This is a genomic window from Massilia sp. 05N420 (genome assembly GCF_056397205.1).
This window is the reverse complement of the sequence record NZ_JBFTMX010000033.1, coordinates 26,298-50,813: the sequence shown is the minus strand read 5'-3', so window position 1 is coordinate 50,813 and position 24,516 is coordinate 26,298. Positions and strand designations below refer to the sequence as shown.

Below are 24,516 nucleotides of genomic sequence, written 5' to 3'. Positions count from 1 at the left end.
CGCGCTGCGACAAGTCATGTCGCAGCGGAAGAGCATGGGGATGTGCGCGGCGCCGGCACCGGGTTATGCTGGCCGCCTTTGTCAAGCACAGGAGCGCCAGTGTCGCAACCCACCCTCTACCGCGCCGAAGCGCGCAGCACCCTCAAGACCGGCGTGGCGTTCACGCGCCGCACCGGCTGCCGCCTGCCATCCAACGTGCCCTTCGTGGTCGACAACATCTGGGAATTCACGCGCCCGGACGGCATGCCGTCGCGCCGCCACTGCGTGTGTGCGAGCCCGACGCCCGCGCGCGCGCTCGAGGGTGCGAGCCAGGGCGAGACCAGGCGCGAAGACTACGTGGCCTGCCGGCTGGAGCTGGTGGGCAGCCCGCGCCTGCTGCAGATCGGCGTCAAGGATGCGCGTTACCACCCGGATGTCGAGAAGGTGCAGCAGGCCGTGCTGGGCGCCTTGCGCAAGGATGGCTGGGCGGAGGCGCCGCTCGAGCGCAAGCTGGCGCTGGCGCCGCTGTTCGTGCCGGGCGTGAGCCGCGAGGAACTGCGCGCGGCGATGGCGCGCGAGCCGCTGCTGGCCGAGGTGGTGGAGAGCGCCGCGGCCAGGGTCACGATCTGGACCCCGCTGGCGGCGCCGCATCCGGAGGGCGAAATCTTCTTCGAGCTGGACGAAGGCCAGGCCTTCATCCTGCATCCGCTGGCGGACCAGGCTTCAGGCGGGCGCGCCGCAGCGTGCTAGGTAGGCGCCGAACAGCTCGCGCAGCAGGGGGATGCGGGCGTTCAGGCGATGGTCGCCCTGCACCAGGTGCAGGGTGCAGCCGCGCAGGCGCGCAAAGCGGATCGCGTTCCCGCAGGGGATGACTTCGTCGTCCCAGCCGTGCACGATCTCGGTGTGCGCGGCCGGTACCGCCGGTTCCTGGCTCGGGTAGGCGGGAATGCCGAGGGCCGGCGCCAGCAGGAAGACGCCACGCGCGCCGAGCCGCATGGAAGCTTCGGCCGCGACCCAGCCGCCCATGCTCGATCCGACCAGCAGCAGCGGACCGCGCACGCCTGCGCAGGCGTCCAGCAATTGCGCCAACCGGGCCACCGGATCGGTGGTGTGCGAGTAGTCGAGGGCGGCAGCGTCCCAGCCGTGCTGCCGCGCCACCGCGGCGAGGGCGACGATCTTGCTGCCGCCCGGGCCGCTTTCCTTCCCGTGCATGAAATGGACCAGTCCTCGGCTCATCGGTATGTCTCCTTCAGCGGCCGGCGATCAGCGAGGCCAGCAGGTTGCCATGTCCTACCAGGTGGTGGCGCGCATCGCGCGTGGTGTCGCTGCGCGGATCATAAAAGCCGACGACGTGGTAGCGTGCGTCTCTGGCGGTTTGTTGGCCGTCGGCGGCGGTGTCGATGTAGCCGATGGTGTGGTAGCGCGCATCGGTCAGGGTTTGTCTGCTCATCGTTTCTCCTGGTGGTGTCGTGGTGCGGCCAAGGTAGGGCAGGCGGCGACAGGCGATGTCGCAGCGCGCATGCGACGCCGCCTGTCGCGGCCGGCCCCAGACTGGAGCCTCGTCGAATCGAAAGGAACAGGCATGGATGAGGTTTACGTGGCCGGCGACGGCTTCATGGTGGTCGCCGGCGGGCAGACCGGCGCCGACCGCGCGGCGCTCGACTGGGCGATCGAACAGGGCATCCCGCACGGCGGCTGGTGCCCGCGCGGCCGCAAGACCGAGGACGGCGTGCTGCCCGAGCGCTACCATCTGAAGGAGACCCCGGCCGCCGCCTATCTGCAGCGCACCGAATGGAATGTGCGCGACAGCGACGCCACCCTGATCTTCACGCTCGACGACCGCCTCGACGGCGGTTCGAAACGCACCGCCGCCTTCGCGGACAGCCTGGGAAAGCCCTGGCTGCAGGTGCGTCCCGGCGTCCATCCGAAATACGTGGCGCGCTTCCTGGCGCGGCATGGCGTAGAGGTGCTGAACGTGGCCGGCAAGCGCGAATCGTCGGCGCCGGGAATCGGCGAACTGGTGCGACAGGTGCTGTCGCAGGCGATACAGCGATAAGGAGACGGAGATGGCGCATATCGTCCTGCTGGGGGATTCGATCTTCGACAACGCCCCCTACGTGCCCGCCGGGACCGAGGTCCAGGCCCGCCTGCAGTCGCTGCTGGAAGGCAGCCACCGCGTCTCCCTGCTGGCCCGCGACGGCGCGGTGCTGGCCGACATGCTGGAGCATGTGGCGCGCCTGCCGTCGCTGCCGCAGGCGGCCGACTGGCTGGTGGTGAGCTGCGGCGGCAACGACGTGCTCGGCCTGGTGGGCGCGATGCAGTCCAGTGTCGGCTCAGTGATCAAGGCGGCGAGCCTGCTGGCCGACTGGCAGGCCGGCTTCCGACGCGACTACCGGCGCATGCTGAACGTCGTGCTGTCCAGGCGGAGGCCGGTGGCAGTGGCCACGATCTACGATGGCGTGCCCGGCCTCGAGCCGGGATTGCGCACCGCGCTAGCGCCCTTCAACGACGTGATCCTGCGCGAGGCCGTTGCGCACCGGTTGCCGGTACTCGACCTGCGCCTGGTCTGCGGCGAGGCCGGCGACTATTCGACGGTCTCGCCGATCGAGCCCTCGGCGCAGGGCGGCGCGAAGATCGCCGCTGTGATCGCGCAACTGGTGCGCGAACAGGATCCGGCCGCGCCGCGGACGGTCGTATATGGCGGCGCCTCATCCTGATTGCATGGGATTTCCCGTTGGCAATATTTTTGGTAACATGAGATTTTGAACCGATGGCCGCTGGCACGCCCGGCGCCACTCAATCACCATGCCCGGACAGATCGAACACATCGACGCCATCGCACGCCGGAAGGGGCGCGCCGTGCTGTATCTCGAATTCCATCCCCAGCCTTTCGAGGAATGGCGCGACTATCGCTATGAAGAGGATCCGATGCGCGCCACCGTGCTGGCCTGGCTGGACGCGCACGCCGTGCCCTGGACCCCATGCGGTCCCTTTGCCAATCCAAACGTGATGGCGCCCTGGCTGGGCCAGGTCTACCTGGACGTGCCCTACGACGAGTCCTTGCCCGCTTACCGCGTGCTGTGCGACTACCTCGAGCATCCTGACGGGACGATCCGTCACGAAGGAGTGCGCTTCTACGCCATGCCGCTGGACCACGCGATGCGCAACGCCGCGCACGACGAACCCGGCTTCTGGGAACGCTGGGCGGAGGACTTCTGATGCCGACCAACCAGCAATCCCTCCTGCGCCAATGGCATATGCTGCGCATGGTGCCGCGCGCGCCTGCCAAGGTCTCGGCCAAGGATTTGTGCGAACGCCTGTGCGCGGCCGATTTCAACGTGACCAAGCGGACCGTCGAGCGCGACCTGAAGGAATTGTCGAACGTGTTCCCGATCGCCGTCGACAACCGCGACAAGCCCTACGGCTGGAGCTGGCTGCGCGACGCCTCGAGCTTCGACCTGCCGGGCCTGACCCTGCCGGAAGCCCTGACCCTGACCCTGGTCGAGCAGCACCTGCGTCACCATCTGCCGCCCAGCGCGGTCGACGCCCTGCGCCCACACTTCCAGTCGGCCGCCCGCACCCTGTCGACGGTGGCCGACAGCACGCCCTCGCGCGCCTGGCTGGACAAGGTGCGCAGCGTGCCGCCCCAGCAGCCGCTGCTGCCGCCGCGCCTGGACGACGACTGCCAGCGCGGCATCTACCTGGCGCTGATGCAGGACCGCCAGCTCAAGCTGCATTACCGCAAGCGCGACGCAGAGGCCGCGACCGTCTACCCGTCCGTTCATCCGCTGGCCGTGGTGCAGCGCGGCGGCCTGGTCTACCTGGTCTGCATGTTCGCCGGCTATGACGACGTGCGCACCCTCGCGCTGCACCGGGTGCAGCAGGCCGAGGTGCTGTACGAGTCGGCGCGCCGGAATGCCGGTTTCGACATCGACGCCTATATCGCTTCCGGCCAGTTCGGCGTCATCGCCGGCGCCCCGGTCAGGCTGCGGGCGGTCTTCACGCGCGCCGCCGGCGAACACCTGTTCGAGACGCCGCTCAGTGCCGACCAGGTGCTCACGGGCGATGGCGACGGCCGGCTGCAACTGACGGCCACGGTGCCGAATACCCGCGAACTGGTGTGGTGGCTGCTCGGCTTCGGCGACGGCGTGGTGATCCAGGAGCCGGCCGGCCTGCGCGAGGAACTGGCCGGGATTGCGCAGCGGATGGCGGCGGCCTATGCCTGAGACGCGCCAGCGCCTCGATTACTCTCAACCCGAAAGTACTGATAGATGAAGAAACCACACGCACACCGCGCCATCCTGGTGCTCGAATCGCCCTGGGGGCTCGACGACGCGGACGCCAACCGCAGCAGCGTCATCCCGTTCATCGAGGGAGTGGCAAAGCTCGCCGGCGACACCGAGGTGTTCCACGCGAACTTCTATGACAAATCGAGTTTCGCCAAGGCGCTCGACTGCCTGTGCAAGACCCGTTACCGCAACACGACGGTCTACATTGCCGCCCACGGCAGCGAAAGGCGTGTCGGCAACGTCGATCTGCTGGAAGCGCTCGTCCAGATCAACAGCAGGTCGCGCGACTACAACATCACCGGCGTGCTGCTCGGCGCCTGCTATGCCGTCAAGGCATCGAGCACGCTGCAGGCCTGCATCGAAGAGAGTGCGATTCGCTGGTGTGTCGGCTATGCCTCGAGCGCCAAGTGGATGGAAGGCACGCTGATCGACTGCGCCATTCTTTCCGTGATGAGCGAATTGACGGAGGCGGACCACCGCGATGCGGACCGCCTGACGGAGGCGCTGGCGGAAGCGCTGGCGCCATTCTCGGCGAGCTATCCGATCGGCGAAGACGGCAAGGACCGTCCGGTTACCTTGAAAGATTCGTTGCAAGCGGTGGTCCAGCCTGCCGGCCAGGGATACAAGGCGCGCAACGTGAGTGGGCAGGTGTTTCATGCGCATGCGCGGCGCCAGATCTGACGGCGCATCGAGATGAAGAAACACGAATACCTGCGCGATCCCGAAGTCGCTGCTTTCGTCGAATGGATGGGAGCTAACCTGGGGGCCGACTCGACGCGCGGCCACGGCTATGTCCTTCCGCGCGAGCAGCGGCTGTGGTTTCGCAACCTGGCCGATGCATTCGCCCTGTACGCATGGCGCTTCAATTTCCTGCGCCTCGACGGGCGGCGCTGTTCCGGCATGAGCTTCGCGGAAAGCAAGGCGGTGCTCGACGTCTTGCAGGCACAGTTGCGCACTGCGCTGGAAGCGGGGGACGATGCCCTGGTTCGCGATGCGGCCGTCGAAGTGGTGCGCTGGGGCGGCGTCGCGCCGCATAACGAGGAGTGGTTGCGCGTCAATAAGAACGGCCTCGCCGCGCTGATCGGTCGGGTCAGGGTGGCGATCGGGCAGCAGGACGACGCGGCGGACTTCTGTCCAGGCCTGCGCTTCAATGCGGGCATGACGAAAGTGTATTCGCCTATGCCCACATGCGCTGGAACCTGCGGGCCAGCTGGATCGTCGAGCAACTGTTGCAAACGCAGTGTGGTACGCCTTTCGGCACCGGCCCGGACGCCAGCCGCAAACTGGAGGCGGCGCTGTTCATGTGGGGTTACGATCTCGCGGAGCCAGCACCGGCGCCGGTGCTGGGCGCAGCCTAGTTACCGGCAGCCTGGCTGAGCATCGCCGCCAGGCAGCGTTCCGCCGCAACCGACAGCACCAGCTCCGCCGCCATCTGCGCCCGCGTCAGGGCCACGAACAGGCGCCGGCGCGCGGCGTCGTCCAGCGACGCGAAATCGAACTCGGTGATCACGACCGCCGGCGCGCTCTGGCCCTTGTAGCGGTAGACCGATTCGACCAGCAGCTCGCCCTCGCTCCAGCGCGGCTCGCCGTTGCGGTCGTATTCGCCGGTGAAGCGGCGGGTGCGCCACGGGCCGATGCCGACCCGGTTGAGCAGGGCGGAACGCTCGCGGCCACGTCCGCCGACGACCGCGATGGCGGCCAGCGCAAAGCCGCGCGCCAGCAGCGCGGCAACCGCGGCTTCGGTCTGGGCCAGCAATTCCTCGTCGGAGCCGTAGCTGCGGATGCCCGGCAGCTCGCCCGGATAGGGGTTCAGGCTGCGGACCGGCGGATCGACCAGGGCGAAGGCATTGATGGTGTCGCAGATCGCGCGCGGGCTGCGGAAGTTGTCGCTGCAGCGGACCGTGACCGCCTCGCCCAGCTCGAAGCCTTCGTGCTGGTACAGGCGCTGGGATTCGTCCTCCAGCACGTAGAGCTTGCCGCCGGGGCGCAGGCGGCTGCACAGGCTTGCCACCCAGGCAGCGTCGAAGTCCTGGGCCTCGTCGATGACCAGCAGGTCGAGGGAGGGCGCGAAGCCTGCGCTGGCCTCCAGGTAGGCCGCGGTGGTGCGCTCGAAGCCTTGGGGAGAAAACTCCGGCTCGCCGTGCACGCGGCGAAAATGGTCGACGCAGAGTTCGTGGAAGTTGACGACGTCGGCTTTCGGCGAGGCCAGCCGGCGCACGTGGTCGGCCAGGGTCCGGTTGAAGCATACATAGGCGGCATGCAGGCCGGCGCCGGCCGCGTCTTCGAGCAATTGCAGGGCAAGCTGGGTCTTGCCCGAACCCGCGGTGGCCTGGATGCGGAAGACCCCCGACGGCGCCTCGATGCGCGGCACCCAGGTCGCCAGGCCGTCCGACAGGCGCCGCCCGGCGCCCTGCAGCTGGTCGCGCATCGCCGCCAGGTCGGGCGTGACGCGGAACTGGTTCAGCAGCAGGCGCCGCAAGGCTTCACGGTCGGCGCCGGCCTGCGCCTCGTCCAGCCAGGCGCGGACGGTCGACACCATCTGGCCGTAGCGGGAGGCGTCGATGATGCGCTCGCGCGGCATCGAGATCACCTGGCTGTCGCCTAGTTCGTAGTCGGGCAGGACCAGGCAGCTCATCAGGGTGCCGTCGAGTCCCGCTTCCTGCAGGCGTCTCTGCATGGCGATGCGCTGCAGGCGGCCCTGGCGCGCGACGTCGGATTCGCCGTCGCCGTAGAGCTTGAAGATCCCGCCATCGCGCAGCACCACCGCGCCGGCCTTCACCTCCAGCAGCAGCAGCGCGCCGGCCGGCGACAGCACGGCGATGTCGATCTCGCCATAGCAATCCCGCCCGCCGTTCAGCGTATGCAGGGCGATGTTGTGGAAGACGTCGAATCCGGCAGGCAGGTGGTCGCGCAGGCGCTCGAGGACTTCGAGTTCGCGGAAGCGGCCGCCGTCGATGYGCAGGGGAGGAAGCAGGTGGGGAGAAACGGTGGCCATGGCACGCGGCAAAGTGAAGGACTTTCCTATTATCAGTAAAGATGCCGGTCTTGCACAGTCTTCGCTGCCGCGGCTGTGGGGAATTTGATGTTGCTTGGAGGATATTTCTATGGCAATGTTCGTGTTCACGTGTGCGGACGGCAGGCCTTTCCGTGCATATATGAATAAATAGAACGGAGAAACCCCATGCAGGGAAAACACCTCTCGTACGCCCTCGTGAGCACGACGCTCGCGATCGGCATGACGACCGCCGCGATCGCCGCACCGGCCAATACGGCCCAGTCGCCGGCCAGCGCGGCCGCCGCCAGCGCCTACAACCAGCCGCCGAAGGAAATCCTCGACGTCATGCGCGCGCCGCCGCCGCCGTCGCCCTCGCTCAGCCCGACGCGCGACAAGCTGATGCTGATCACGATGGAGGAATACCCGTCGATCGCCAAGGTGGGCACGCCCTTCCTGCGCCTGGCGGGCGTGCGCATCGAACCGGGCAACCACAGCCAGCACGACACCCCGGGCGGCTATGGCATCCCACCCTGCGTGAGCGCCATCGACCTGGTCCAGGTTGCCGACGGCAGGCAGACGAAGGTGAAGCTGCCGGCCGGCGCCTGCCCGCGCCGCCCGGTGTGGAGCGCGGACGGCCAGCGCTTCGCCTTCGAGAACATCACCAACGAAGCGGCTGAACTGTGGGTCGGCGACGCCAAAACCGGCGCCGTGCGCCGCCTGCCTGGCGTGCGCCTGAACCAGATGTTCGGCGACCAGATGCAATGGATGCCCGACCAGAAGACCCTGCTGGTCAAGCTGGTGCCGGCCCGCAAGGCGCCGCCGCCGGAAGCGCCGGGCGCCGCCGGCCCCGGCATCCAGGAATCCATCGGTGCGACGGGCCAGAGCAGCACCTACGAAAACCGCGACACCCTGCGCAACCGCTACGACGAAGAGCTGTTCAACTACTACGGCACCTCCCAGCTGGCGCTGGTCGATGCCGCCAGCGGCAAGGTCACGCCGGTCGGCAAGCCCGGCATGTACGAGGAACTGGATGTGGCGCCGGACGGCCGCCACGCCGTCGTGGTCGAGATCCGCACCCCGTATTCCTATGTCACCACCTTCGACCGCTTCCCGAAACAGATCAATATCTGGGACCTGAGCCAGCGCGCGGCCAACGGCGCCAACCCGGTGGTGCGCGAAATCGCCGCGCTGCCGCTGGCCGACCGCGTGCCGAACCGCGGCGTGCCGACCGGTCCGCGCAACTTCAGCTGGCGTCCGCTTGATCCCGCGACCCTGCTCTGGGCCGAAGCGCTGGACGGCGGCAATCCGAACGTCCAGGCGGCCGAGCGCGACAAGCTGATGATGCTGAAGGCGCCGTTCAATGGCGCGCCTAGCGAAATCACCCGCACCCAGCAGCGCTTCGGCGGCCTGGCCTGGAGCGAGCAGCCGGGCGTGGCCCTGCTGAGCGACTACGACGTCAACCGCAAATGGGTCCGCACCTGGCAGATCAATGTCGACGATGCGAACAACTCGCGCCGCCTGATCTGGGATATGTCGAGCGACGAGAAGTACGCCGATCCGGGCCGCCCGGTGCGCCGCCAGCTGGCCAACGGCTTCCCGGTGATCCGCGTCGACGGCGACACCATCTACCTGTCGGGCACGGGTTCGTCGCCGGACGGTGACCGTCCTTTCCTCGACAGGTTCAACCTGAAGACCCAGCAGGCCGAGCGCCTGTTCCGCAGCAGCAAAACCTCGTATGAGCAGTTCATCGGCTTTGCCGGCAACGACACCGGCCGCCTGCTGACCTGGTACCAGTCGGCCACCGAGACCCCGAACGCCTTCGTGCGCACCCTGGGCGCGAGCACCACGGCCGCCGCCGGCGAGCCAGGCTACGCCTCGTCGAGCGCGGCGCTGACCCATCTGCTTGACCCGACCCCGCAGGTCCGCGAGATCAAGAAGCGCCTGGTCAAGTACAAGCGCGCCGACGGCATCGAGCTGTCCTTCACCCTGTACACCCCGCCGGGCTACAAGGAAGGCACGCGCCTGCCGACCATCCTGAACGCCTATCCGCTCGACTACGCGGACGCGTCCAAGGCCGGCCAGACCACCGGCTCGCAAGCCACCTTCACCCGCCTGCGCCAGTACCGCCTGCTGCTGCTGTCGGGCTATGCCATCATCGACAGCGCCGCCTTCCCGATCGTCGGCGATCCGCGCAAGGCCTACGACACCTATACCGAGCAGCTGGTGGCGAACGCCAAGGCGGCCGTCGACGAAGCCGTGCGCCTGGGCGTGACCGATCCGGACCGCATCGGCGTGACCGGCCACAGCCACGGCGCCCTGATGACCGCCAACCTGCTGGCGCATTCGACCCTGTTCAAGGCCGGTGTGGCCACCAGCGGCTCCTATAACAAGTCGCTGACCCCCTTCGGCTTCCAGAACGAGCGCCGCTCGGTGTGGGAAGCGCCGGACGTCTACACCAAGGCCTCGACCTTCTATTACGCGGACAAGCTGAAGACCCCGCTGCTGCTGGTGCACGGCGCTGACGATGCCAACCCGGGCACCACGCCGCTGCAGTCGGTCAAGCTGTATGAAGCGATCCGCGGCAACGGCGGCGTGACCCGCCTGGTGATGCTGCCGCACGAGCCGCACTGGTACGCGGCGCGCGAGTCGAACGAACAGCTGGTGTACGAGATGCTGCGCTGGTTCGACAAGTACGTGAAGAATGCCGCACCGGCAGGCGCGGCGACGCAGACGGCCAGCCGCTGATCCGCTGAAGCTCCGCCACATTGAAAAGCCTGCTTCGGCAGGCTTTTTTTTCGCGCGGATATTTCTGGCAAACTAAGAGCTATCGCGCACCAGCGCACTTTGGGGAGTCAGCAGATGTCCACCATTCCCGCGACCGTGGAGCAGGGCATCCAGGCCGCCGGCGTCGGCCGGTTCCAGTACCGGCTGTTCGTCATCTTCGGCCTGGTCTGGATGGCCGACGCCATGCAGGTGCTGTCGATCGGCTTCAGCGCGCCATCGATTGCCCGGACCTTCGGCATCGCCATGCCGCGGGCGCTCGAGAGCGGGACCTTGTTCTTCATCGGCATGCTGGTCGGCGCCTTCGTCTTCGGCCGCCTGGCGGACCGGATCGGGCGCCGCCCGGTGCTGATGGGCGCGGTCATCATCGATGCCTGCTTCGGCGTGGCGTCGAGCTTCGCGCCCGATTTCGCCTGGTTGCTGGCGCTGCGCTTCCTGACCGGCATCGGCGTCGGCGGCACCCTGCCGGTGGACTACACGATGATGGCCGAATTCCTGCCCAGCGACCGGCGCGGCCGCTGGCTGGTGCTGCTCGAATCTTTCTGGGCGGTCGGCACCCTGCTGCTGGCGGTGCTGGCCCTGGTGGCGCTGCGCTGGGGCGACGACGCCTGGCGCGTGATTTTCTTCGTCACCGGCATTCCGGCCCTGATCGGCGTCGTCCTGCGGCTCTACGTGCCGGAGTCGCCGATGTACCTGAACCGCAACGGCATGCCGGACAAGGCGCGCATGGTGCTGGAGCGGGTCGCCAGGGTGAATGGGCGAGAGGGCGCGATTCCAGCGCTGCATCCCGAACAGCCGGCGCCGACCTCGCTGCTGGCACTGTTTTCCGCCGGCCTGCGCCGCAGGAGCATCTGCCTGTTCCTTGCATGGGCCCTGATCTCGATTGCGTATTACGGCGTGTTCGTTTACCTGCCGGTCCGCCTGAGCGCCCAGGGTTTCGGCTTCATGCGCGGCCAGGAATTCCTGATCCTGCTGGCGCTGGTGCAGCTGCCCGGTTTTGCGCTGTCGGCCTACGGCGTCGAACGCTGGGGACGCAAGCCGACCCTGGTGGGCTTCCTCCTGCTGAGCGCCGCCGGCTGCATGTTCTACAGCTTCGGCAGTTCCACGCTGGTGGTCGTCGGATCGACTTTGCTGATGAGCTTTGCGCTGCTGGGCACCTGGGGGGCGCTGTATGCCTTCACGCCGGAGGTGTATCCGACCGGCCTGCGCGCCAGCGCCATGGGCACGGCGGGCGCCCTGGCGCGCTTCGGCGGCCTGTTCGCGCCGGCCATCGTCGCGCCCGTGATGGCGACCCGGTTCACGCTGTCGCTGGTGATGCTGGCGGCTTTCCTGGCGGCCGGCGCGGTCGCGGTGCTGTGCGTCGACGTCGAATCCCGCAAGCGCGCACTGGATTAAGGCCGCGGCTTTTTGCCGATCGTGAGCCCGGCGCCCAGCGACGACGCCAGCGCCAGCAGCGCGGACAGCGCCATCACCCGGCGGAAGCCGGCGACGAAGGATTCCGCAACGGCGCGCTCGACGGCTTGCCGCTCGCTCGGCGGTGTCGAGTCGGGCAGGCGGATCGCCGCCAGCTTGCCGCGCTGGGCCTGGACTTCCGCCCGCAGCGGGGCCGGCAGCGTCAGCTCGTTCAAGCGCTGCGCCAGGGCGCGGTCGAAGGACTGGCTCATCACGATGCCCAGCAGGGCGATCGCCAGCAGGCCGGCCGCGCGCGACACCGCGTTGTTGACGCCGGAGGCCAGGCCGGCGCGGCCCGCATCGAGGGTGTTCATGACCGTGGTCGTCAGCGGCGCAACCGTGACCGTCATGCCAAAGCCCAGCACCAGCACGGCCGGCAACCAGGCGCTCCAGTAACTGCCGCCGATGCCGGGCAGGGCGAACAGGGCGAAGCCGGCGGCCGCAATCGCCGGTCCGGCCACCAGCGGACCGCGGGCGCCGAAGCGGTCGACCAGCCCGCCCGCCCAGCGCGACAGCGAGAACATCAGCAAAACGAAAGGCATCAGGGCGGCGCCGGCCGCGGTGGCCGAATAGCCCTGCACCTGGATCAGGTTCAGCGGCAGGAAGAACATCAGGCCCCCCAGCGCCGCATACAGCAGCAGGGTCAGCAGGTTGGCACCGCTGAAATCGCGCGAACGGAACAGGGCCAGCGGCAGCATCGGCGCCGGATGCCGCAGCTCGACGAGGACGAAGGCGCCGAAGGCCAGCGGCGCCAGCAGCAGGGCCGCAGCCACGCTTGGCGCGCCCCAGCCGCGCGTGGACGACTCGATCAGGCCGAACACCAGGCAGCCGAGGGCCGCGCTGACGAGCAGGGCGCCGAGCCAGTCCGGGCGCCGCGGCGCATCTTGGCTGCGGCTTTCGGGCACATGCCGGAAGGTGAGGAAGAGGACGATCGCCACCAGCGGCAGATTGATCCAGAAGGCCAGGCGCCAGGACACGTGTTCGATCAGGAAGCCGCCCAGCACCGGGCCGAGGGCGGCCGTAATGGCGCTGTAGCCGGACCAGGTGCCGATGGCGCGGCCGCGTATGTTCTCCGGGAAGGAGGCGCTGATCAGCGCCAGGCTGCCCGGTACCAGCAGYGCGCCGCCGACTCCCTGCAGCGCCCTGGCCCAGATCAGCTGCTGGATGCCGTTCACCAGCCCGCACACGGCGGAGGCCGCGCCGAAGACGACCACGCCAATGGCGAATACCCGGCGCCGCCCGTAGCGGTCGCCCAGGCTGCCGCCGAGCAGCAGGAGAGCGGTCAGCAGCAGGGTATAGGATTCGATCACCCACTGCGCCTGCGCCACCCCGGCGTTGAATTCCCTTTGCAGGGCGGGCAGGGCCACGTTGACGACGGTGCCGTCGATGAACACCATGCCGGAAGCCAGGATGCTGTTCGCCAGCACCCACACCCGCGCCGCCGGCGCGCAAGGCTGGCCGTCATCCTGCACAGCTTTCGAGTCGGCATTCATGTCCGAACTCTAGCACTTGGCGCGCGTCTTGGGCGCTCCTTGGGCGCCCCTGGACTGTCCGCTATCAGGCGTTTCCTGCCTGCCGCACGGCCGCGACCAGGCTGTCGAGCCGCGTCCCTTCGCAGCTGATCGCCACCCCGTCCGGAAACGCCGGCGCGCTCAGTTTGGTCAGCACCGAGCCGCTGGGCATTTCCACCGCCAGCCGCGCCCCGCGCTCCCAGGCGTGGCGCACCGTGTCCGCCCACAGGACCGGCCTTGCCATGTTGGCGGCCAGGTCGGCGCCGATGCGGCGGCCGTCGAAGAGGGCGCGCGCCAGGCTGCTGCTGATCCAGGCGATGCGCGGACGTTCCAGCGCCACCTGGTCCATGGCGCAGGCCAGGGTGCGCGCCTGCTCGTCCAGCAGTTCGCAGTGCGAGGGCACCGGCACCGCCAGGCGTTCGGCGCGCTGGGCACCCTGGCCGAGTGCGAGTGCGGCCACCGCATCGAGGGCAGCGCCGGCGCCGGCGATCACGATCTGGCGCGGCGCATTCAGGTTGGCCAGATAGACTTCGCTGCCGGGACCATGGACCCGGGCCACCAGCGGCTCGAGCTGCTGGCGGGTCAGGCCGCCGATTGCCGTCATGCCGTAGCCTGACGGGTAGGCGTCTTCCATCAGGCGCCCGCGCAGTTCGACCAGGCGGACCGCGTCGCTGAAAGCCAGGACCCCGGCCGTCACCGCCGCCGGCCAGGCGCCGATCGAGAGGCCGGCCACCATCGTCGGCGCCGCTTCGTGGGCCGCCAGTACCCGCGCCATCGCGACGCCGGCCACCAGCAGGCAAAGCTGGACCGCAACCGTGGAGCGCAGCGCGTCCTCGCTGTCCAGCGCCAGTACGTCCCGCGATAGTGCTGCGGAGGCCTCGGCCAGCGTGCGCGCGGTTTCCGGATGATCCGGCAGCGTGTGCAGCATCCCGGGTTTTTGCGCGCCCTGGCCGGGGAAGGTGAACAGGACGCTCATGCCGCCTCGCTCGCCGCCGGCTGGGGCTGCGGTTCCCAGGGATTGTCCACCAGTTGCGGGCCGTGCCCGGTTTTCAGCATGGTCTTGCCGCCGCGCGCGTATTCCATCAGGGCGAAGCCGCCGGCGCCGGTGTCGATCTGGATGTCGATGCGGCAGCCGTCGTATTCATGCAAGGTGCATAATTCGGCCGTTAATGCAGGCGACAAGGGCTGCGGCGACCGCACCAGCAGATCCAGGTCGCTGGTGGGCCGCAGCACGGGCAGGCCGCTGGCCAGCCAGAAACCGGCGCCGCCGGCCGGACCCCAGTCCAGGTCCAGGTCCCGCAGGCGCGGCGCCAGCGCAAGCAGGGCGGCGATGCAGGGAAGGGCATCCGCGAAACCTTCGACGCGGCCCGGCGCCCGCAGCAGCTCATGGGCCAGCTGCCGCGGCGTGATCCTGCGTGCGATGTCGGCCAGGGCGATGTGGCCGGCGCAGCGCTCGTTGCGCTGCAAGCCGCGCGCGCCGACCGCCGCGCGCTCCGGCCCGGCCGCCGCGCGCCGCACCACCACCGGCGCCTGCTCCAGCCAGAGCGCGTCCAGCCAGCCGGGCCGGGTAGCGCAGGCGCAGGCCTCGAAGGCTCCGGGGTGGCGCAGGAACAGCAGGTCGTGCGGCCGCGGCATGTCCATCTCAGCCCACCAGAGAACGGGTCGCGAAGAACAACAGCGAGGGTCCGAGCAGGCAACCGAGGCCGGTGTGGAAGGTCGCGACCAGGGCGCCGTAGGGAACCAGGGCGCGGTCGGTGGCCGCCAGGCCCGCCGAGACGCCGCTGACGGTGCCGGCCAGGCCGCCGAATACCATCGCCGAGCGCGGCGTGCGCAGGCGCAGGAAGCGCGCCGCCGCCGGCGTGCCGACCATCACCATGATCGATTTCACCAGACCGGTGGCGATGGACAGCGCCATGATGTCGGACGGTGCGCCGATCGCGGCGCCGGTCACCGGGCCGACGATGTAGGTGACGGCGCCGGCGCCGATGGTGGTGATGCTGACGGCGTCGCGGTAGCCGAAGCTCCAGGCCACGCAGGCGCCGACGATGAAGGGCAGCACGGTCCCCAGCAGCAGGGCGGCAACGCCGACCAGGCCGGCCTTGCGCGCCTCGACCACCTGCACCTCGAAGGCGGTGGCGGTGATGGCGAAGTCGCGCAGCATGGCGCCGCCCATCAGGCCGACGCCGGCGAACAGCGAAACGTCGGCCAGGCCTTTCTGGCCGCCGGTCTGGATGCCGCCCCAGTAGGCCAGGATCAGGCCGATCAGGATTGCGATCGCCGAGCCGTGCACGCGGCCGAAGGTGAGGCGCTTCGACAGCTGCATGGAGACGATCATCACCACGCCGACCAGCGCGAAGGCCAGTACGAGGCCATTGTGTTTGGCGGTTTTTTCGAGCAGTTCCAACATGATCGTCTCCTCAGGCGCGATGCGGCGCGGCGTGTGCCTTGGCTTCCGCCTCGGGCACGTTGCGTTCGGTACGGTTGATCAGCGAGACGAAGCAGGCGCACACCAGTACGCTGCCGAACGCCGCGAGCAGGGCCACCGGGCCGCCGCGCAGGGCCGCGACCACGTTCTGGGTGGCGGCCATCGCCACCACCACCGGGATATACATCGCGCCCCAGAAGCCCACGCCCATCTCGGTGGTCTGCGGCATCAGTCCGCGCTTGTGCAGCCAGAGCCGCGCGCAGATCAGCAGGATCATGGCGATGCCGACCCCGCCGACGTTGGTTTTGACGCCCAGCAGCGTCCCGAGCAGGTCGCCCAGGAAGATGCCGAGCAGGTGGCACACGGCCAGCAAAGCGGTTCCATAGATAATCATGTCTGTCTCCTATACTTCGTCCAAGAAATGGGGGCGGGCGCCGGATGTTGTTATTGGAGGCGTCCCGCGGGTTCACGCGGCGGTCGTCAGTCGGCGTCCTCCCATTGCGCTTGCAGGAGTTCGCGCACGCGGCGCGAAGCCTGGCGGTGCTGTCCGTTCAACCGGCCGGAGAGATCGCGTTCGCGGTCTTCCAGGATGTCGGCCAGCGCCGCTTCGAGTGCGGCCTGGACGAGGGCGATGTCGCGCTCTCCGGGCAGCGTCAGGTCGTTCAACCGCAGCACCTTCCACAAAATACCCAGCGAGGCGAAGCTCTGGATGTCGTAGGCCATCGGCGGCACGGTGGCGGCCAGCTTTTCCAGCGCCTCGACAGAGCGCAGGGTCACGCGCGCCGCCGAGGCCTTGCCCATCGCATGCACCATCACCGCCGGGTCGTCCAGCGCGATCAGGCGGTTGGCCTGGTAGCCGTGTGCCAGGAAGGCGCCCGACATCGCCAGACCGACGATCAGGCCGATGACCGGATGGCCGGCCTGGCGCGCCTTGGCATAGGCGCCGGCGGCGCCGGCCAGGGCCTGGTGGATGCCGAAGGCTTCTTCGCGCCGGCCGTAGGCCTGGCTCGGCACGTCGATCACGGCGACGATAGGGCGTTTCACCGGGGCGTCGCGGTCCATGGCGACCACTTCCTGCACCGCGCTGGCCAGCTGCCAGCCTTCGACCAGGCCGACTTCGCCGTTGCGGGCGCGCGGGAAGCGGTTGTCCGGATCGGGGACCACGGCGATATAGCGGGCCGGCTGGCCGGCCAGCACGGCATCGCAGACCTGGACGGCGGCCCAGTCATGCGCGGTGCGGGCGCCGCCGGTGAGCAGGCGCAGCCACGTGGCGCCACGGGTGGGCTTCTGTTGTTCCATCATGCGTCTCCCTGGATCGGGTTGTAGATTGCGCGCACGTCTTCCGGCGTCGCCTGTTCGCGCGTGTCGACGCGCCGCAGGCAGGCCAGGTAGTGGTCGGCGCGTTCGCTGCGGTGCCGCGCCGGCACGCCCCGGGCGAACAGGCGCAGCACGGTGGCGCGGATTTCGTCGGTGTCGTCCGCCACGCAGGCGTCGGCCAGGCCGCTGGCGACGCGCTGCTCGCCGCCGGTCAGGCCCCAGATCAGGCCGCGCTTCTTCGAATCGAACTCCGCGACGCCGGCTTCCTGCTCGATCACCTGCGGTCCGTTCAGGCCGAGCCTCGCTTCCCGTGTCAGCACCAGCCAGGAGCACAGGCCGGCGGCGATCRACATGCCGCCATAGCAGCCCACCGTGCCCGCGCTGACGCCGATCACCGGCTGGTAGYGGCGCAGGTCGACGATGGCGGACTGGATCTCGGCGATGCTGGCCAGGCCCAGGTTGGCTTCCTGCAGGCGCACGCCGCCGGTCTCGAACAGGATCACGGCGCGGGTCGGGATGCCGCGCCGGTTGTCGCGCGCCGCCAGTTCCAGCGCGCCCGCGATCTTGGCGCCGGCGATCTCGCCCATGCTGCCGCCCTGGTAGGCGCCTTCGATGGCCAGCACCACGGTCGGTTGGCCATCCAGCTTGCCCTTGGCGACCACCACGCCGTCGTCGGCCTGGGTCACCAGCTTCTGCATCGCCAGCCAGGGCGAGTGCAGGCGATCGAAGGGGCCTGCCAGCTCGCGCATGCTGCCTGGATCCAGCAGCGCCTGGGCGCGGCTGCGGGCGCCGCGCTCGATGAAGCTGTCGCGCTTCAGCAGGCGGTCGATATTCGGGTCGATGTCGGTGCTCATGGCGTATTTCCTCCTTGCGTCACCTCTTCGAAGGCCTGCTCGATGCGCATCCGCACCACGCCCGGCGTGGCGCCGTTGTCGTTGATTTCGATGCGTGCGGCCGGCAGGCTGCCCGGACCGAGCACGCGTTCCAGCAGCGCCTTCCAGGTGCCGCCGTAGCCGTCGACCGACGTCTGCACCGCCACCGTGGTGCGGCCGGCGGGTCCGGGTTCCAGCAGGACCTCGAGGTCGCCCGAGGCCACGACCCCGGCCACCGTGCGTCCGGCAAGCGGCTGGCCGGCGCCGAATTCGAATTGAAGTCTTTCCATGATCTACGCGTCTCCTTGCGACTGTTCTGTTTCGATGCGGTCGAGCAGCAGCGCCGCCGCCAGCAGGTCGGCGGCGCCGCCCGGCGACACGTGCAGCAGGCGCATGCGCGTCTCCAGGGCGCGCAGGGCCTTGCGACCGTTCGGCGTGCCGATGCCGCCCAGCGCCAGCACGCGTCGCGCCCCGGCCTGGGTGGCGTCCAGGGCCTTGCGGCCGCCGCGCGCCAGCAGGCAGGTGTCGTCCAGCCGGGCCATCACGGCCAGCAGGGCGTTCACGCGCGCCTGGGCTTCGCTGTCGCCGCGTGCGCGCGCCAGCTGCAGCATCGGCAGCGCCTGTCGCACCACGGACGGGAAGCCGGCTCTCGCCTGGCCGCGCGCGCCGCCGACGCCGTGTTCGCGGCAGGCCAGCTCGCCCTTGTTGCCGGTGCTGGCCGGCGCGTCCGGATCGACGATGCGGGCCAGCAGGCCGGCGCCGCCGGCGATCGCCGCGGCGTCCGCCTTGCCCTGGTGGCGCGCGGCTGCGGTGACCAGCAGGCCCAGTGCCCAGATCGCGCCGCGGTGGGTATTCACGCCGCCGGTGGCCGCCATCATCAGGTCTTCCGCTTCGCGGCCGATGGCGCCGATCTCGCGGCGCAGCGCCGTCGCGTCCGGGATCGCCGCACCTGCTTGCGCCATCCGCAGGAAGGCCGGCCGCAGGGCGTTAGCCGAGCGGCACATCAGCAGCCAGGTGAGGTCGCTGTGGGCGCCGCTGCCGCGCATGTCCACCAGGCCGGGTTTCGGGGTCAGCATGGCTTCGTCGACCAGGGCGTCGACGGCCAGCTCGGCCAAGCGCTTGGCCAAGCCGTCCGCCAGACCGGCCGCGCCATGCTGCCGCAATGGATTAAGCGCCGTCATTACCAGCTCCTGAACTTGGCCGGCGGATCGTAAAGGCCGCCGGACCAGTCGACCAGCTCGGCGATGCTCTTGGCCGCCAGCAGCGAGCGGGTGGCCTGGCTGCGCTGCACTTTCAAGTCCTCGGGCAGGGCGATCAGGCCCTGCTCGCGCATGCGGGCGGTCTGCTTCGGATCGTGGCGCAGTCCGATCGGCGTGACGCCGGCCACCGCCGCCAGCATCGCCTTGCGCTCTTCCAGCGAGCGCGCCTTGTACAGGTAGGCGATGCCTTCCTCGGTCAGCACGTGGGTGACGTCGTCGCCGTAGATCATCACCGGCGCCAGCGGCATGCCGCAGTCCTTGCCGACCTCCACCGCATCCAGCGACTCGACGATGGTCGGCGCGCTGCCGTCCTGGAAGGTCTCGACCATCTGCACGACCAGTTTCTTGCCGCGCGCGAGGGGATCGTCGGTTTCGACGAGGTCGAGCCAGGCCGGGGTCGCGTGGCGGCGGCCGTGCGGGTCGTGGCCCATGTTCGGCGCGCCGCCGAAGCCGGTCAGGCGGCCGTGGGTGACGGTCGAGGAGTTGCCGAGACCGTCCATCTGCAGGGTCGAGCCGATGAACAGGTCGACCGCGTACTGGCCGGCCAGCTGGCAGAAGGCGCGGTTCGAGCGCATCGAGCCGTCGCGGCCGGTAAAGAAGATGTCGGGCCGGGCCGCCGTGTAGGCTTCCATGCCGAGTTCCGCGCCGAAGCAGTGCACGCTCTCGACCCAGCCGGATTCGATGGCCGGGATCAGGGTCGGATGCGGGTTCAAGGTCCAGTTGCGGCAGATCTTGCCCTTCAGGCCGAGCTGTTCGCCATAGGTCGGCAGCAGCAGTTCGATCGCCGCCGTGTTGAAGCCGATCCCGTGGTTCAGCGACTGCACCTGGTGGCGCTCGTAGACCCCGCGGATCGCCATCATCGCCATCAGGATGTGCACCGGCTTGATCAGGCGCGGGTCGCGCGTGAACAGCGGTTCGATGTAGAAGGGCTTGTCCGACTGGACCACGAAGTCGATCCAGGAACCGGGGATGTCGACCCGCGGCAGGTCCTTGGGATCGTCGACGATCTCGTTCACCTGGGCGATCACGATGCCGTCGCGGAAGGCGGCCGCTTCGACCAGCGCCGGCGTGTCCTCGGTGCTGGGGCCGGTGTACAGGTTGCCGGCGCGGTCGGCCTTGTAGCCGGCCACCATCACGACGTTCGGCGCCAGGTCGACGTAAAGACGGGCGTAGAGTTCGACGTAGGTGTGCAGGGCGCCCACCTGCAGCGTGCCCTCCTGCAGGAACTGCGAGATGCGCAGGCTCTGCGGACCGGCAAAGGCGAAATCGAGCTTGCTGGCGATGCCGCGCTCGAACAGGTCGAGGTGTTCCGGCAGGCTCACGCTCGGCATGATCATGTGCAGCCTGCTGACCCGGCCGGGGTCGACCTGTACCAGGCTGCGCGCCAGGAAATCGGCCTGTTTCTGGTTATTTCCTTCGAGGACCACGCGGTCGCCGCTGACGACCAGCTGTTCCAGCGCCTCCACCAGGCGGCTGCTCTGCAGCACCGGGCCGTCGGCCAGGTGGGCCACCCTGGCCATCCGGCGCTGCTTTTCCTGGCGCCGCGTGTCCCACTGCCGCGGCTGAGGGGCTATGCTTCCCATGGTGTCTCCTTGCATTCGAATTTGAGGGTCTGGTCCCAGCATAGGGAGGCCGGGCTGGCGTTTCAATCAACATGCATAACGAACGTTTACTCTCAGGTTAACGATTTGCGCTAAGCTTGCAGCCATGATCGACGACGAAATCACCCTCAAGAAGCTCGAGGTCTTCCTGGCCTTCATGCGCCTGCACAGCTTAGCCAAGGTGGCGGAAGCGCTGGGCCAGAGCACGGTCAGCGTGCACCGCGCCCTGCATTCGCTCGAGGAGGGCCTGCACTGCCCGCTGTTCGGCCGCGAAGGCCGCAACCTGGTGCCGCTGCCGACCGCCTTCGTCTTCGCCCGCCACGCCCAGCGCGCGGTCGAGGAAACCGAGGAGGGCATCCGCAGGGCGCGGGAATTGGCCGGGGTGGCCGGCAGCCGGATGAAGATCGGTTCGCTGTATTCGCTGACCCTGCGCTGCGTGCCGCAACTGCTGATGGGCCTGAAGATGCGCCGTCCGGACTTGCAGATCGACCTGACCCTGGGCTCGAACCAGGAACTGCTGCGCAGCCTGACGGAAGGGAAGCTGGACGCCATCGTGATCGGCCTGCAGGCCCCGGTCGAGGATCCGCAGCTGCTGGCGGTGCCGCTGTTCGACGACGAGGTCCACCTGGCGGCGCCGCGCGAATCGCCCTACGCCGGCCGCGACTACGTCGACCTGCGCGAGCTGCGCGGCGAAAAATTCATCACCCTGGGCGGCGGTTTCGTCACCTCGGACAGCTTCGACCACGCCTTCCAGCAGGCCGGCTACGTGCCCGAGACCATCATGCGGGTCGGCGACATCTTCTCGCTGATTAACCTGGTCGGCGGCGGCATGGGCTACAGCCTGCTGCCCGGCCGCGTGGCCGGCTTCAGCAGCCGCATCGACCTGATCCCGCTGGACGCCCGCTACGGCTCGCGCCAGACCATCACCTTGCTGCTGTCGCGTTCGCGCGAGCGCGACCCCAACCTGCTGGCGCTGGCGGCCGAATGCCGGATGTACGGGACGCGCAGGGACGATCTGCCGTCCGGCTGAGCGGCGCGCTGCCGCTGCGCCGTGATCAGAATTCGACCAGGAACAGCCCGATCGACAGGAACATGGCCACCGCCACGCCGATGCGCTTGCGTATGCGGCGCCGGCGCGCCAGCAGGTCGTTCAGGGAGCGGTATCCCAGTGGCCGCCGCATCGACGGCATGCGCTCGTCGAAATGCCGCATCTTACGAAAACTCTTCATGTGCTTACCTCCATCCGGTCCCGCAGGACGATAGTCGACAGCCGCCCTACGGATCGGGCGGCACGAAACGTTGTTTGTCTGGAGCTCGGCAAGCGGCGCAACAGGCCCTTGCCGAGCTTAATGAAGCCGGGCGAGGTGACGCGGCGTCTGGAAGGACAGGCCGCTCGAAGAGGAAAATGCGTGACTGAAGGTCATGTTGGCCGGGTAGGTGGTTTGCCATCTGCTGAGCAGCCTGTATATTAGCCCACATTGCCGGATTTTCAAGACCCCGCGTGCCACGGAGGCGAGAATGCGCGATGCGATCGTAGTCGGAGGCGGCCACAATGGCCTGGTGTGCGCCTTTTACCTGGCGCGCGCCGGGCTGAAGGTGACGGTGCTGGAGCAGCGCGGCGTGGTCGGCGGCGCGGCGGTGACCGAGGAATTCCATCCGGGTTTCCGCAACTCGGTCGCGTCCTACACCGTCTCCCTGCTGAACCCGAAGGTGATCCGCGAGATGGACCTGGGCGGCCACGGCCTGCGCGTGGTCGAACGCCCGCTCTCGAATTTCCTGCCGCTGGACGAGTCGCGCTACCTGAAGGTCGGGGCCGGCAGGACGGCGGCCGAGGTGGCGAAATTCTCGCCGCGCGACGCCGAACGCCTCGACGACTATGCGCGGCACCTCGACGCCGCCGCCGACCTGCTGCGCGAACTGGTGCTGCAGACGCCGCCCAACCGGGTGCAGGGCGGCTGGCTGGACGCGCTGCCGGAACTGCTCAAGGCGGGACGGCTCGGCAACCGGGTGCGCAAGCTGCCGCTGTCCACCCAGCGCGAACTGCTCGACCTGTTCACCAAATCGGCCGGCGACGTGCTGGACGGCTGGTTCGAGAGTGCGCCGATCAAGGCGGCCTACGGCTTCGACAGCGTGGTCGGCAATTACGCCAGTCCCTACACGCCGGGATCCGCCTACGTGCTGCTGCACCACGTGTTCGGCGAAGTGAACGGCAAGAAGGGCGCCTGGGGCCATGCGATCGGCGGCATGGGCGCCATCACCCAGGCGATGGCGAAGTCGGCCCAGGCGCGCGGCGTCGAGATCCGCACCGGCTGCGCCGTACGCGAAATCCTGCTGGACCAGGGCCGCGCCACCGGCGTCGTCACCGCCGCCGGCGAGCGCCTCGATGCGCGCGTGGTCGTGTCGAACCTGAATCCGCGCCTGCTCTACACCCGGCTGGTCGACCCCGCCGCGCTGCCGGACGATTTTTTGCGGCGCATGCAGGCCTGGCGCTGCGGCTCCGGCACCTTCCGCCTGAACGTGGCGCTGTCCGAGCTGCCCGACTTCAGCTGCCTGCCGGGCCGGCAGATGGCGGGACACCACGCCAGCGGCATCGTCATCGCGCCGACGCTGCACTACATGGAGCGTGCCTACCACGACGCCCGCGCCCTCGGCTGGGCGCGCGAACCCATCGTCGAAATGCTGATCCCGTCGACCCTCGACACGACCCTGGCGCCGCCCGGCCAGCATGTGGCCAGCCTGTTCTGCCAGCACGTGGCGCCCCAGCTGCCCGACGGCGCCAGCTGGGACCAGCACCGCGAGCAGGTGGCCGACCTGATGATCGCCACCGTCGACCGCTACGCGCCCAACTTCAGGCGCTCGGTGCTGGGCCGCCAGATCATGAGCCCCCTCGACCTCGAACGCACCTTCGGCCTGGTGGGCGGCGACATCTTCCACGGCGCGCTGGGGCTCGACCAGCTGTTCGCGGCGCGGCCGATGCTGGGCCATGCGGACTACCGCGGGCCGGTGAAGGGGCTCTACACCTGCGGCGCCGGGACGCATCCGGGCGGCGGCGTCACGGGGGCACCGGGGCACAACGCGGCGCGCGAGGTGTTGCGGGACCTGGCGCGCCCGGCCCGGCGCCGCGCCGGCCACTGAGTTCGCGCAGCAGGCTGGCCGCCTGGACCAGGGCCGCTACATTCCCATCTCGACGAACTGCGGCGGTTTCCACTTCAGCAGCCTGTTTTCGACGGCCGTCAGCAGGTACTCGGCCGCCAGCGCCACTACCGCCAGGACGATCATGGCCGCGAAGACGCCGGCGGCGTTGAACGTGCCCTGCGCCGTCGAGATCAGCAGACCGATGCCATGGCGCGCGCCGAGGAATTCGCCGACCACGGCGCCGACCAGTGCGAAGCCGAAGCTGACATGCAGGCTGGCCAGGATCCAGCTCAGCGCCGAGGGCAGAACCACCGAGCTGGTCACCTGGCGCGCGCTGGCGCCGAGGATGTAGGCGTTGGCGATCATGTTGCGGTCCGCTTCGCGTACGCCCTGGAAAGCGTTCCCGAACACCACGAAGAACACCATCACGACGGCCAGCGCTACCTTCGAGCCCATGCCCAGGCCGAACATGATGATGAAGATCGAGCCCAGCACCACGCGCGGTATCGCGTTGGCGACCTTGATGTAGATGCTGAAGACGTCGGCCGCCAGCTTGTTGCGGCCCAGGGCAATGCCGCAGACGATGCCCAGCACGCTGCCGATCAGGAATCCGAGCACGGTTTCCTCCATCGTCACCAGGAGTTCGTGCCACAGCGGGCCCTGCGCCGTCCCTTCGGTGAACCAGGCCAGCAACTGCTCGTAGATCGCACTCGGCTGCGAAAAGAAGAAGGGGTCGAGCCAGCCGATCCGGACGCTGGCTTCCCAGGCCGCGATTGTCGCCACTGCCAGGCCGCCCCGCAGCCCGATCACCAGGCGCCTGTAATTCCGTGCGCGCCGCAGGGCATGGCGCTCTTCGGTGCCCGGCGGGGCGGAAGTCATGCTAGTTGTTGTCGTGTTCAT

At 69.0% G+C, this 24,516-nt stretch carries 26 protein-coding genes; 11 read left to right on the top strand and 15 right to left on the bottom strand.

Translation table 11 applies throughout. From position 1 onward, the window contains the following. Positions 1 to 99 precede the first annotated feature (99 nt). Entirely contained in the window at positions 100 to 729 is a 630-nt protein-coding gene (locus AC1DIX_RS19870; protein ID WP_477326745.1) for a hypothetical protein, read from the top strand. On the opposite strand, the gene AC1DIX_RS19865 is transcribed toward AC1DIX_RS19870, so the two are convergent. Together AC1DIX_RS19865 and AC1DIX_RS19860 are read right to left on the bottom strand one after the other, a co-directional pair. Then, a complete protein-coding gene (locus AC1DIX_RS19865; RefSeq protein WP_477326743.1) occupies positions 703 to 1,215 on the bottom strand; it encodes a YqiA/YcfP family alpha/beta fold hydrolase in 513 nt (170 codons plus the stop codon). The two genes, AC1DIX_RS19870 and AC1DIX_RS19865, sit on opposite strands and share 27 nt — an antisense overlap. A 13-nt stretch (positions 1,216 to 1,228) precedes the next feature. Further along, positions 1,229 to 1,429, bottom strand: a complete 201-nt coding sequence (locus AC1DIX_RS19860) for a hypothetical protein (protein WP_477326741.1) — start codon at positions 1,427 to 1,429, stop codon at positions 1,229 to 1,231. 132 nt (positions 1,430 to 1,561) lie between these two features. Here AC1DIX_RS19860 and AC1DIX_RS19855 point away from each other — a divergent pair, with 132 nt between their 5' ends. From AC1DIX_RS19855 to AC1DIX_RS19830, 6 genes are all read left to right on the top strand, one after another. Further along, entirely contained in the window at positions 1,562 to 2,035 is a 474-nt protein-coding gene (locus tag AC1DIX_RS19855) for a putative molybdenum carrier protein (RefSeq protein WP_477326739.1), read from the top strand. 10 nt (positions 2,036 to 2,045) lie between these two features. Further along, positions 2,046 to 2,696 (top strand): SGNH/GDSL hydrolase family protein, encoded by a 651-nt coding sequence (locus tag AC1DIX_RS19850; RefSeq protein ID WP_477326737.1) that lies wholly within the window; start codon positions 2,046 to 2,048, stop codon positions 2,694 to 2,696. Positions 2,697 to 2,784: 88 nt separating this feature from the next. Beyond that, the gene (locus AC1DIX_RS19845) at positions 2,785 to 3,198 is read left to right on the top strand and encodes a hypothetical protein (RefSeq protein WP_477326735.1); all 414 of its coding nucleotides are present in this window, start codon (positions 2,785 to 2,787) and stop codon (positions 3,196 to 3,198) included. Continuing rightward, positions 3,198 to 4,205 (top strand): helix-turn-helix transcriptional regulator, encoded by a 1,008-nt coding sequence (locus tag AC1DIX_RS19840; protein WP_477326733.1) that lies wholly within the window; start codon positions 3,198 to 3,200, stop codon positions 4,203 to 4,205. Before AC1DIX_RS19845 ends, AC1DIX_RS19840 begins: the two co-directional genes overlap by 1 nt. A gap of 45 nt (positions 4,206 to 4,250) precedes the next feature. Beyond that, a complete protein-coding gene (locus tag AC1DIX_RS19835; protein WP_477326731.1) occupies positions 4,251 to 4,949 on the top strand; it encodes a hypothetical protein in 699 nt (232 codons plus the stop codon). A 12-nt stretch (positions 4,950 to 4,961) separates the two neighbouring features. Further along, on the top strand, positions 4,962 to 5,645 hold the full coding sequence (locus AC1DIX_RS19830; RefSeq protein WP_477326729.1) for a hypothetical protein: 684 nt from the start codon (positions 4,962 to 4,964) through the stop codon (positions 5,643 to 5,645). Here AC1DIX_RS19830 and AC1DIX_RS19825 read toward each other — a convergent pair. Next, complete coding sequence (locus AC1DIX_RS19825) at positions 5,623 to 7,263, bottom strand: ATP-binding domain-containing protein (RefSeq protein ID WP_477326727.1); 1,641 nt, start codon at positions 7,261 to 7,263, stop codon at positions 5,623 to 5,625. The genes AC1DIX_RS19830 and AC1DIX_RS19825 overlap by 23 nt on opposite strands. Positions 7,264 to 7,449: 186 nt before the next feature. Between AC1DIX_RS19825 and AC1DIX_RS19820 the strand changes: the two genes are divergently transcribed. Both AC1DIX_RS19820 and AC1DIX_RS19815 read left to right on the top strand, forming a co-directional pair. Beyond that, complete coding sequence (locus AC1DIX_RS19820) at positions 7,450 to 10,008, top strand: alpha/beta hydrolase family protein (protein WP_477326725.1); 2,559 nt, start codon at positions 7,450 to 7,452, stop codon at positions 10,006 to 10,008. Between the two features lie 114 nt (positions 10,009 to 10,122). Beyond that, positions 10,123 to 11,439 carry an MFS transporter gene (locus AC1DIX_RS19815; RefSeq protein ID WP_477326723.1) on the top strand — a complete coding sequence of 439 codons (1,317 nt, stop codon included), beginning with the start codon at positions 10,123 to 10,125 and terminating at the stop codon, positions 11,437 to 11,439. On the opposite strand, the gene AC1DIX_RS19810 is transcribed toward AC1DIX_RS19815, so the two are convergent. The 10 genes from AC1DIX_RS19810 to mdcA form a co-directional block, all read right to left on the bottom strand. After that, positions 11,436 to 12,989, bottom strand: a complete 1,554-nt coding sequence (locus AC1DIX_RS19810; protein WP_477326721.1) for an MFS transporter — start codon at positions 12,987 to 12,989, stop codon at positions 11,436 to 11,438. The two genes, AC1DIX_RS19815 and AC1DIX_RS19810, sit on opposite strands and share 4 nt — an antisense overlap. Positions 12,990 to 13,053: 64 nt before the next feature. Next, positions 13,054 to 13,983: a malonate decarboxylase subunit epsilon gene (gene mdcH, locus AC1DIX_RS19805; protein WP_477326719.1), complete on the bottom strand. Its 930-nt coding sequence runs from the start codon at positions 13,981 to 13,983 to the stop codon at positions 13,054 to 13,056. Next, positions 13,980 to 14,642 (bottom strand): malonate decarboxylase holo-ACP synthase, encoded by a 663-nt coding sequence (locus AC1DIX_RS19800; RefSeq protein ID WP_477326717.1) that lies wholly within the window; start codon positions 14,640 to 14,642, stop codon positions 13,980 to 13,982. The genes mdcH and AC1DIX_RS19800 overlap by 4 nt, the downstream gene beginning before the upstream one ends. A 7-nt stretch (positions 14,643 to 14,649) precedes the next feature. Continuing rightward, the gene (gene madM, locus AC1DIX_RS19795) at positions 14,650 to 15,414 is read right to left on the bottom strand and encodes a malonate transporter subunit MadM (protein WP_477326715.1); all 765 of its coding nucleotides are present in this window, start codon (positions 15,412 to 15,414) and stop codon (positions 14,650 to 14,652) included. 10 nt (positions 15,415 to 15,424) lie between these two features. Beyond that, on the bottom strand, positions 15,425 to 15,826 hold the full coding sequence (gene madL, locus AC1DIX_RS19790; RefSeq protein ID WP_477326713.1) for a malonate transporter subunit MadL: 402 nt from the start codon (positions 15,824 to 15,826) through the stop codon (positions 15,425 to 15,427). A gap of 86 nt (positions 15,827 to 15,912) precedes the next feature. After that, the gene (gene mdcE, locus AC1DIX_RS19785; RefSeq protein ID WP_477326711.1) at positions 15,913 to 16,734 is read right to left on the bottom strand and encodes a biotin-independent malonate decarboxylase subunit gamma; all 822 of its coding nucleotides are present in this window, start codon (positions 16,732 to 16,734) and stop codon (positions 15,913 to 15,915) included. Then, positions 16,731 to 17,603: a biotin-independent malonate decarboxylase subunit beta gene (locus tag AC1DIX_RS19780; protein WP_477326709.1), complete on the bottom strand. Its 873-nt coding sequence runs from the start codon at positions 17,601 to 17,603 to the stop codon at positions 16,731 to 16,733. The genes mdcE and AC1DIX_RS19780 overlap by 4 nt, the downstream gene beginning before the upstream one ends. Beyond that, positions 17,600 to 17,911 carry a malonate decarboxylase subunit delta gene (locus tag AC1DIX_RS19775; protein WP_477326707.1) on the bottom strand — a complete coding sequence of 104 codons (312 nt, stop codon included), beginning with the start codon at positions 17,909 to 17,911 and terminating at the stop codon, positions 17,600 to 17,602. The genes AC1DIX_RS19780 and AC1DIX_RS19775 overlap by 4 nt, the downstream gene beginning before the upstream one ends. A gap of 3 nt (positions 17,912 to 17,914) precedes the next feature. Continuing rightward, on the bottom strand, positions 17,915 to 18,802 hold the full coding sequence (locus AC1DIX_RS19770) for a triphosphoribosyl-dephospho-CoA synthase (protein ID WP_477326705.1): 888 nt from the start codon (positions 18,800 to 18,802) through the stop codon (positions 17,915 to 17,917). Further along, entirely contained in the window at positions 18,802 to 20,463 is a 1,662-nt protein-coding gene (mdcA, locus tag AC1DIX_RS19765) for a malonate decarboxylase subunit alpha (protein ID WP_477253281.1), read from the bottom strand. Before mdcA ends, AC1DIX_RS19770 begins: the two co-directional genes overlap by 1 nt. Positions 20,464 to 20,587: 124 nt before the next feature. On the opposite strand from mdcA, the gene AC1DIX_RS19760 reads away from it, so the two are divergent. Continuing rightward, complete coding sequence (locus AC1DIX_RS19760) at positions 20,588 to 21,511, top strand: LysR family transcriptional regulator (protein ID WP_477326703.1); 924 nt, start codon at positions 20,588 to 20,590, stop codon at positions 21,509 to 21,511. A 25-nt stretch (positions 21,512 to 21,536) separates the two neighbouring features. Here the strand turns inward: AC1DIX_RS19760 and AC1DIX_RS19755 are convergent, their stop codons facing one another. Continuing rightward, complete coding sequence (locus tag AC1DIX_RS19755; protein ID WP_477326701.1) at positions 21,537 to 21,710, bottom strand: hypothetical protein; 174 nt, start codon at positions 21,708 to 21,710, stop codon at positions 21,537 to 21,539. Between the two features lie 289 nt (positions 21,711 to 21,999). Here AC1DIX_RS19755 and AC1DIX_RS19750 point away from each other — a divergent pair, with 289 nt between their 5' ends. After that, positions 22,000 to 23,616, top strand: a complete 1,617-nt coding sequence (locus tag AC1DIX_RS19750; RefSeq protein WP_477326699.1) for a phytoene desaturase family protein — start codon at positions 22,000 to 22,002, stop codon at positions 23,614 to 23,616. 36 nt (positions 23,617 to 23,652) lie between these two features. Here the strand turns inward: AC1DIX_RS19750 and AC1DIX_RS19745 are convergent, their stop codons facing one another. Beyond that, the gene (locus AC1DIX_RS19745; RefSeq protein WP_442123310.1) at positions 23,653 to 24,516 is read right to left on the bottom strand and encodes an ABC transporter permease; all 864 of its coding nucleotides are present in this window, start codon (positions 24,514 to 24,516) and stop codon (positions 23,653 to 23,655) included.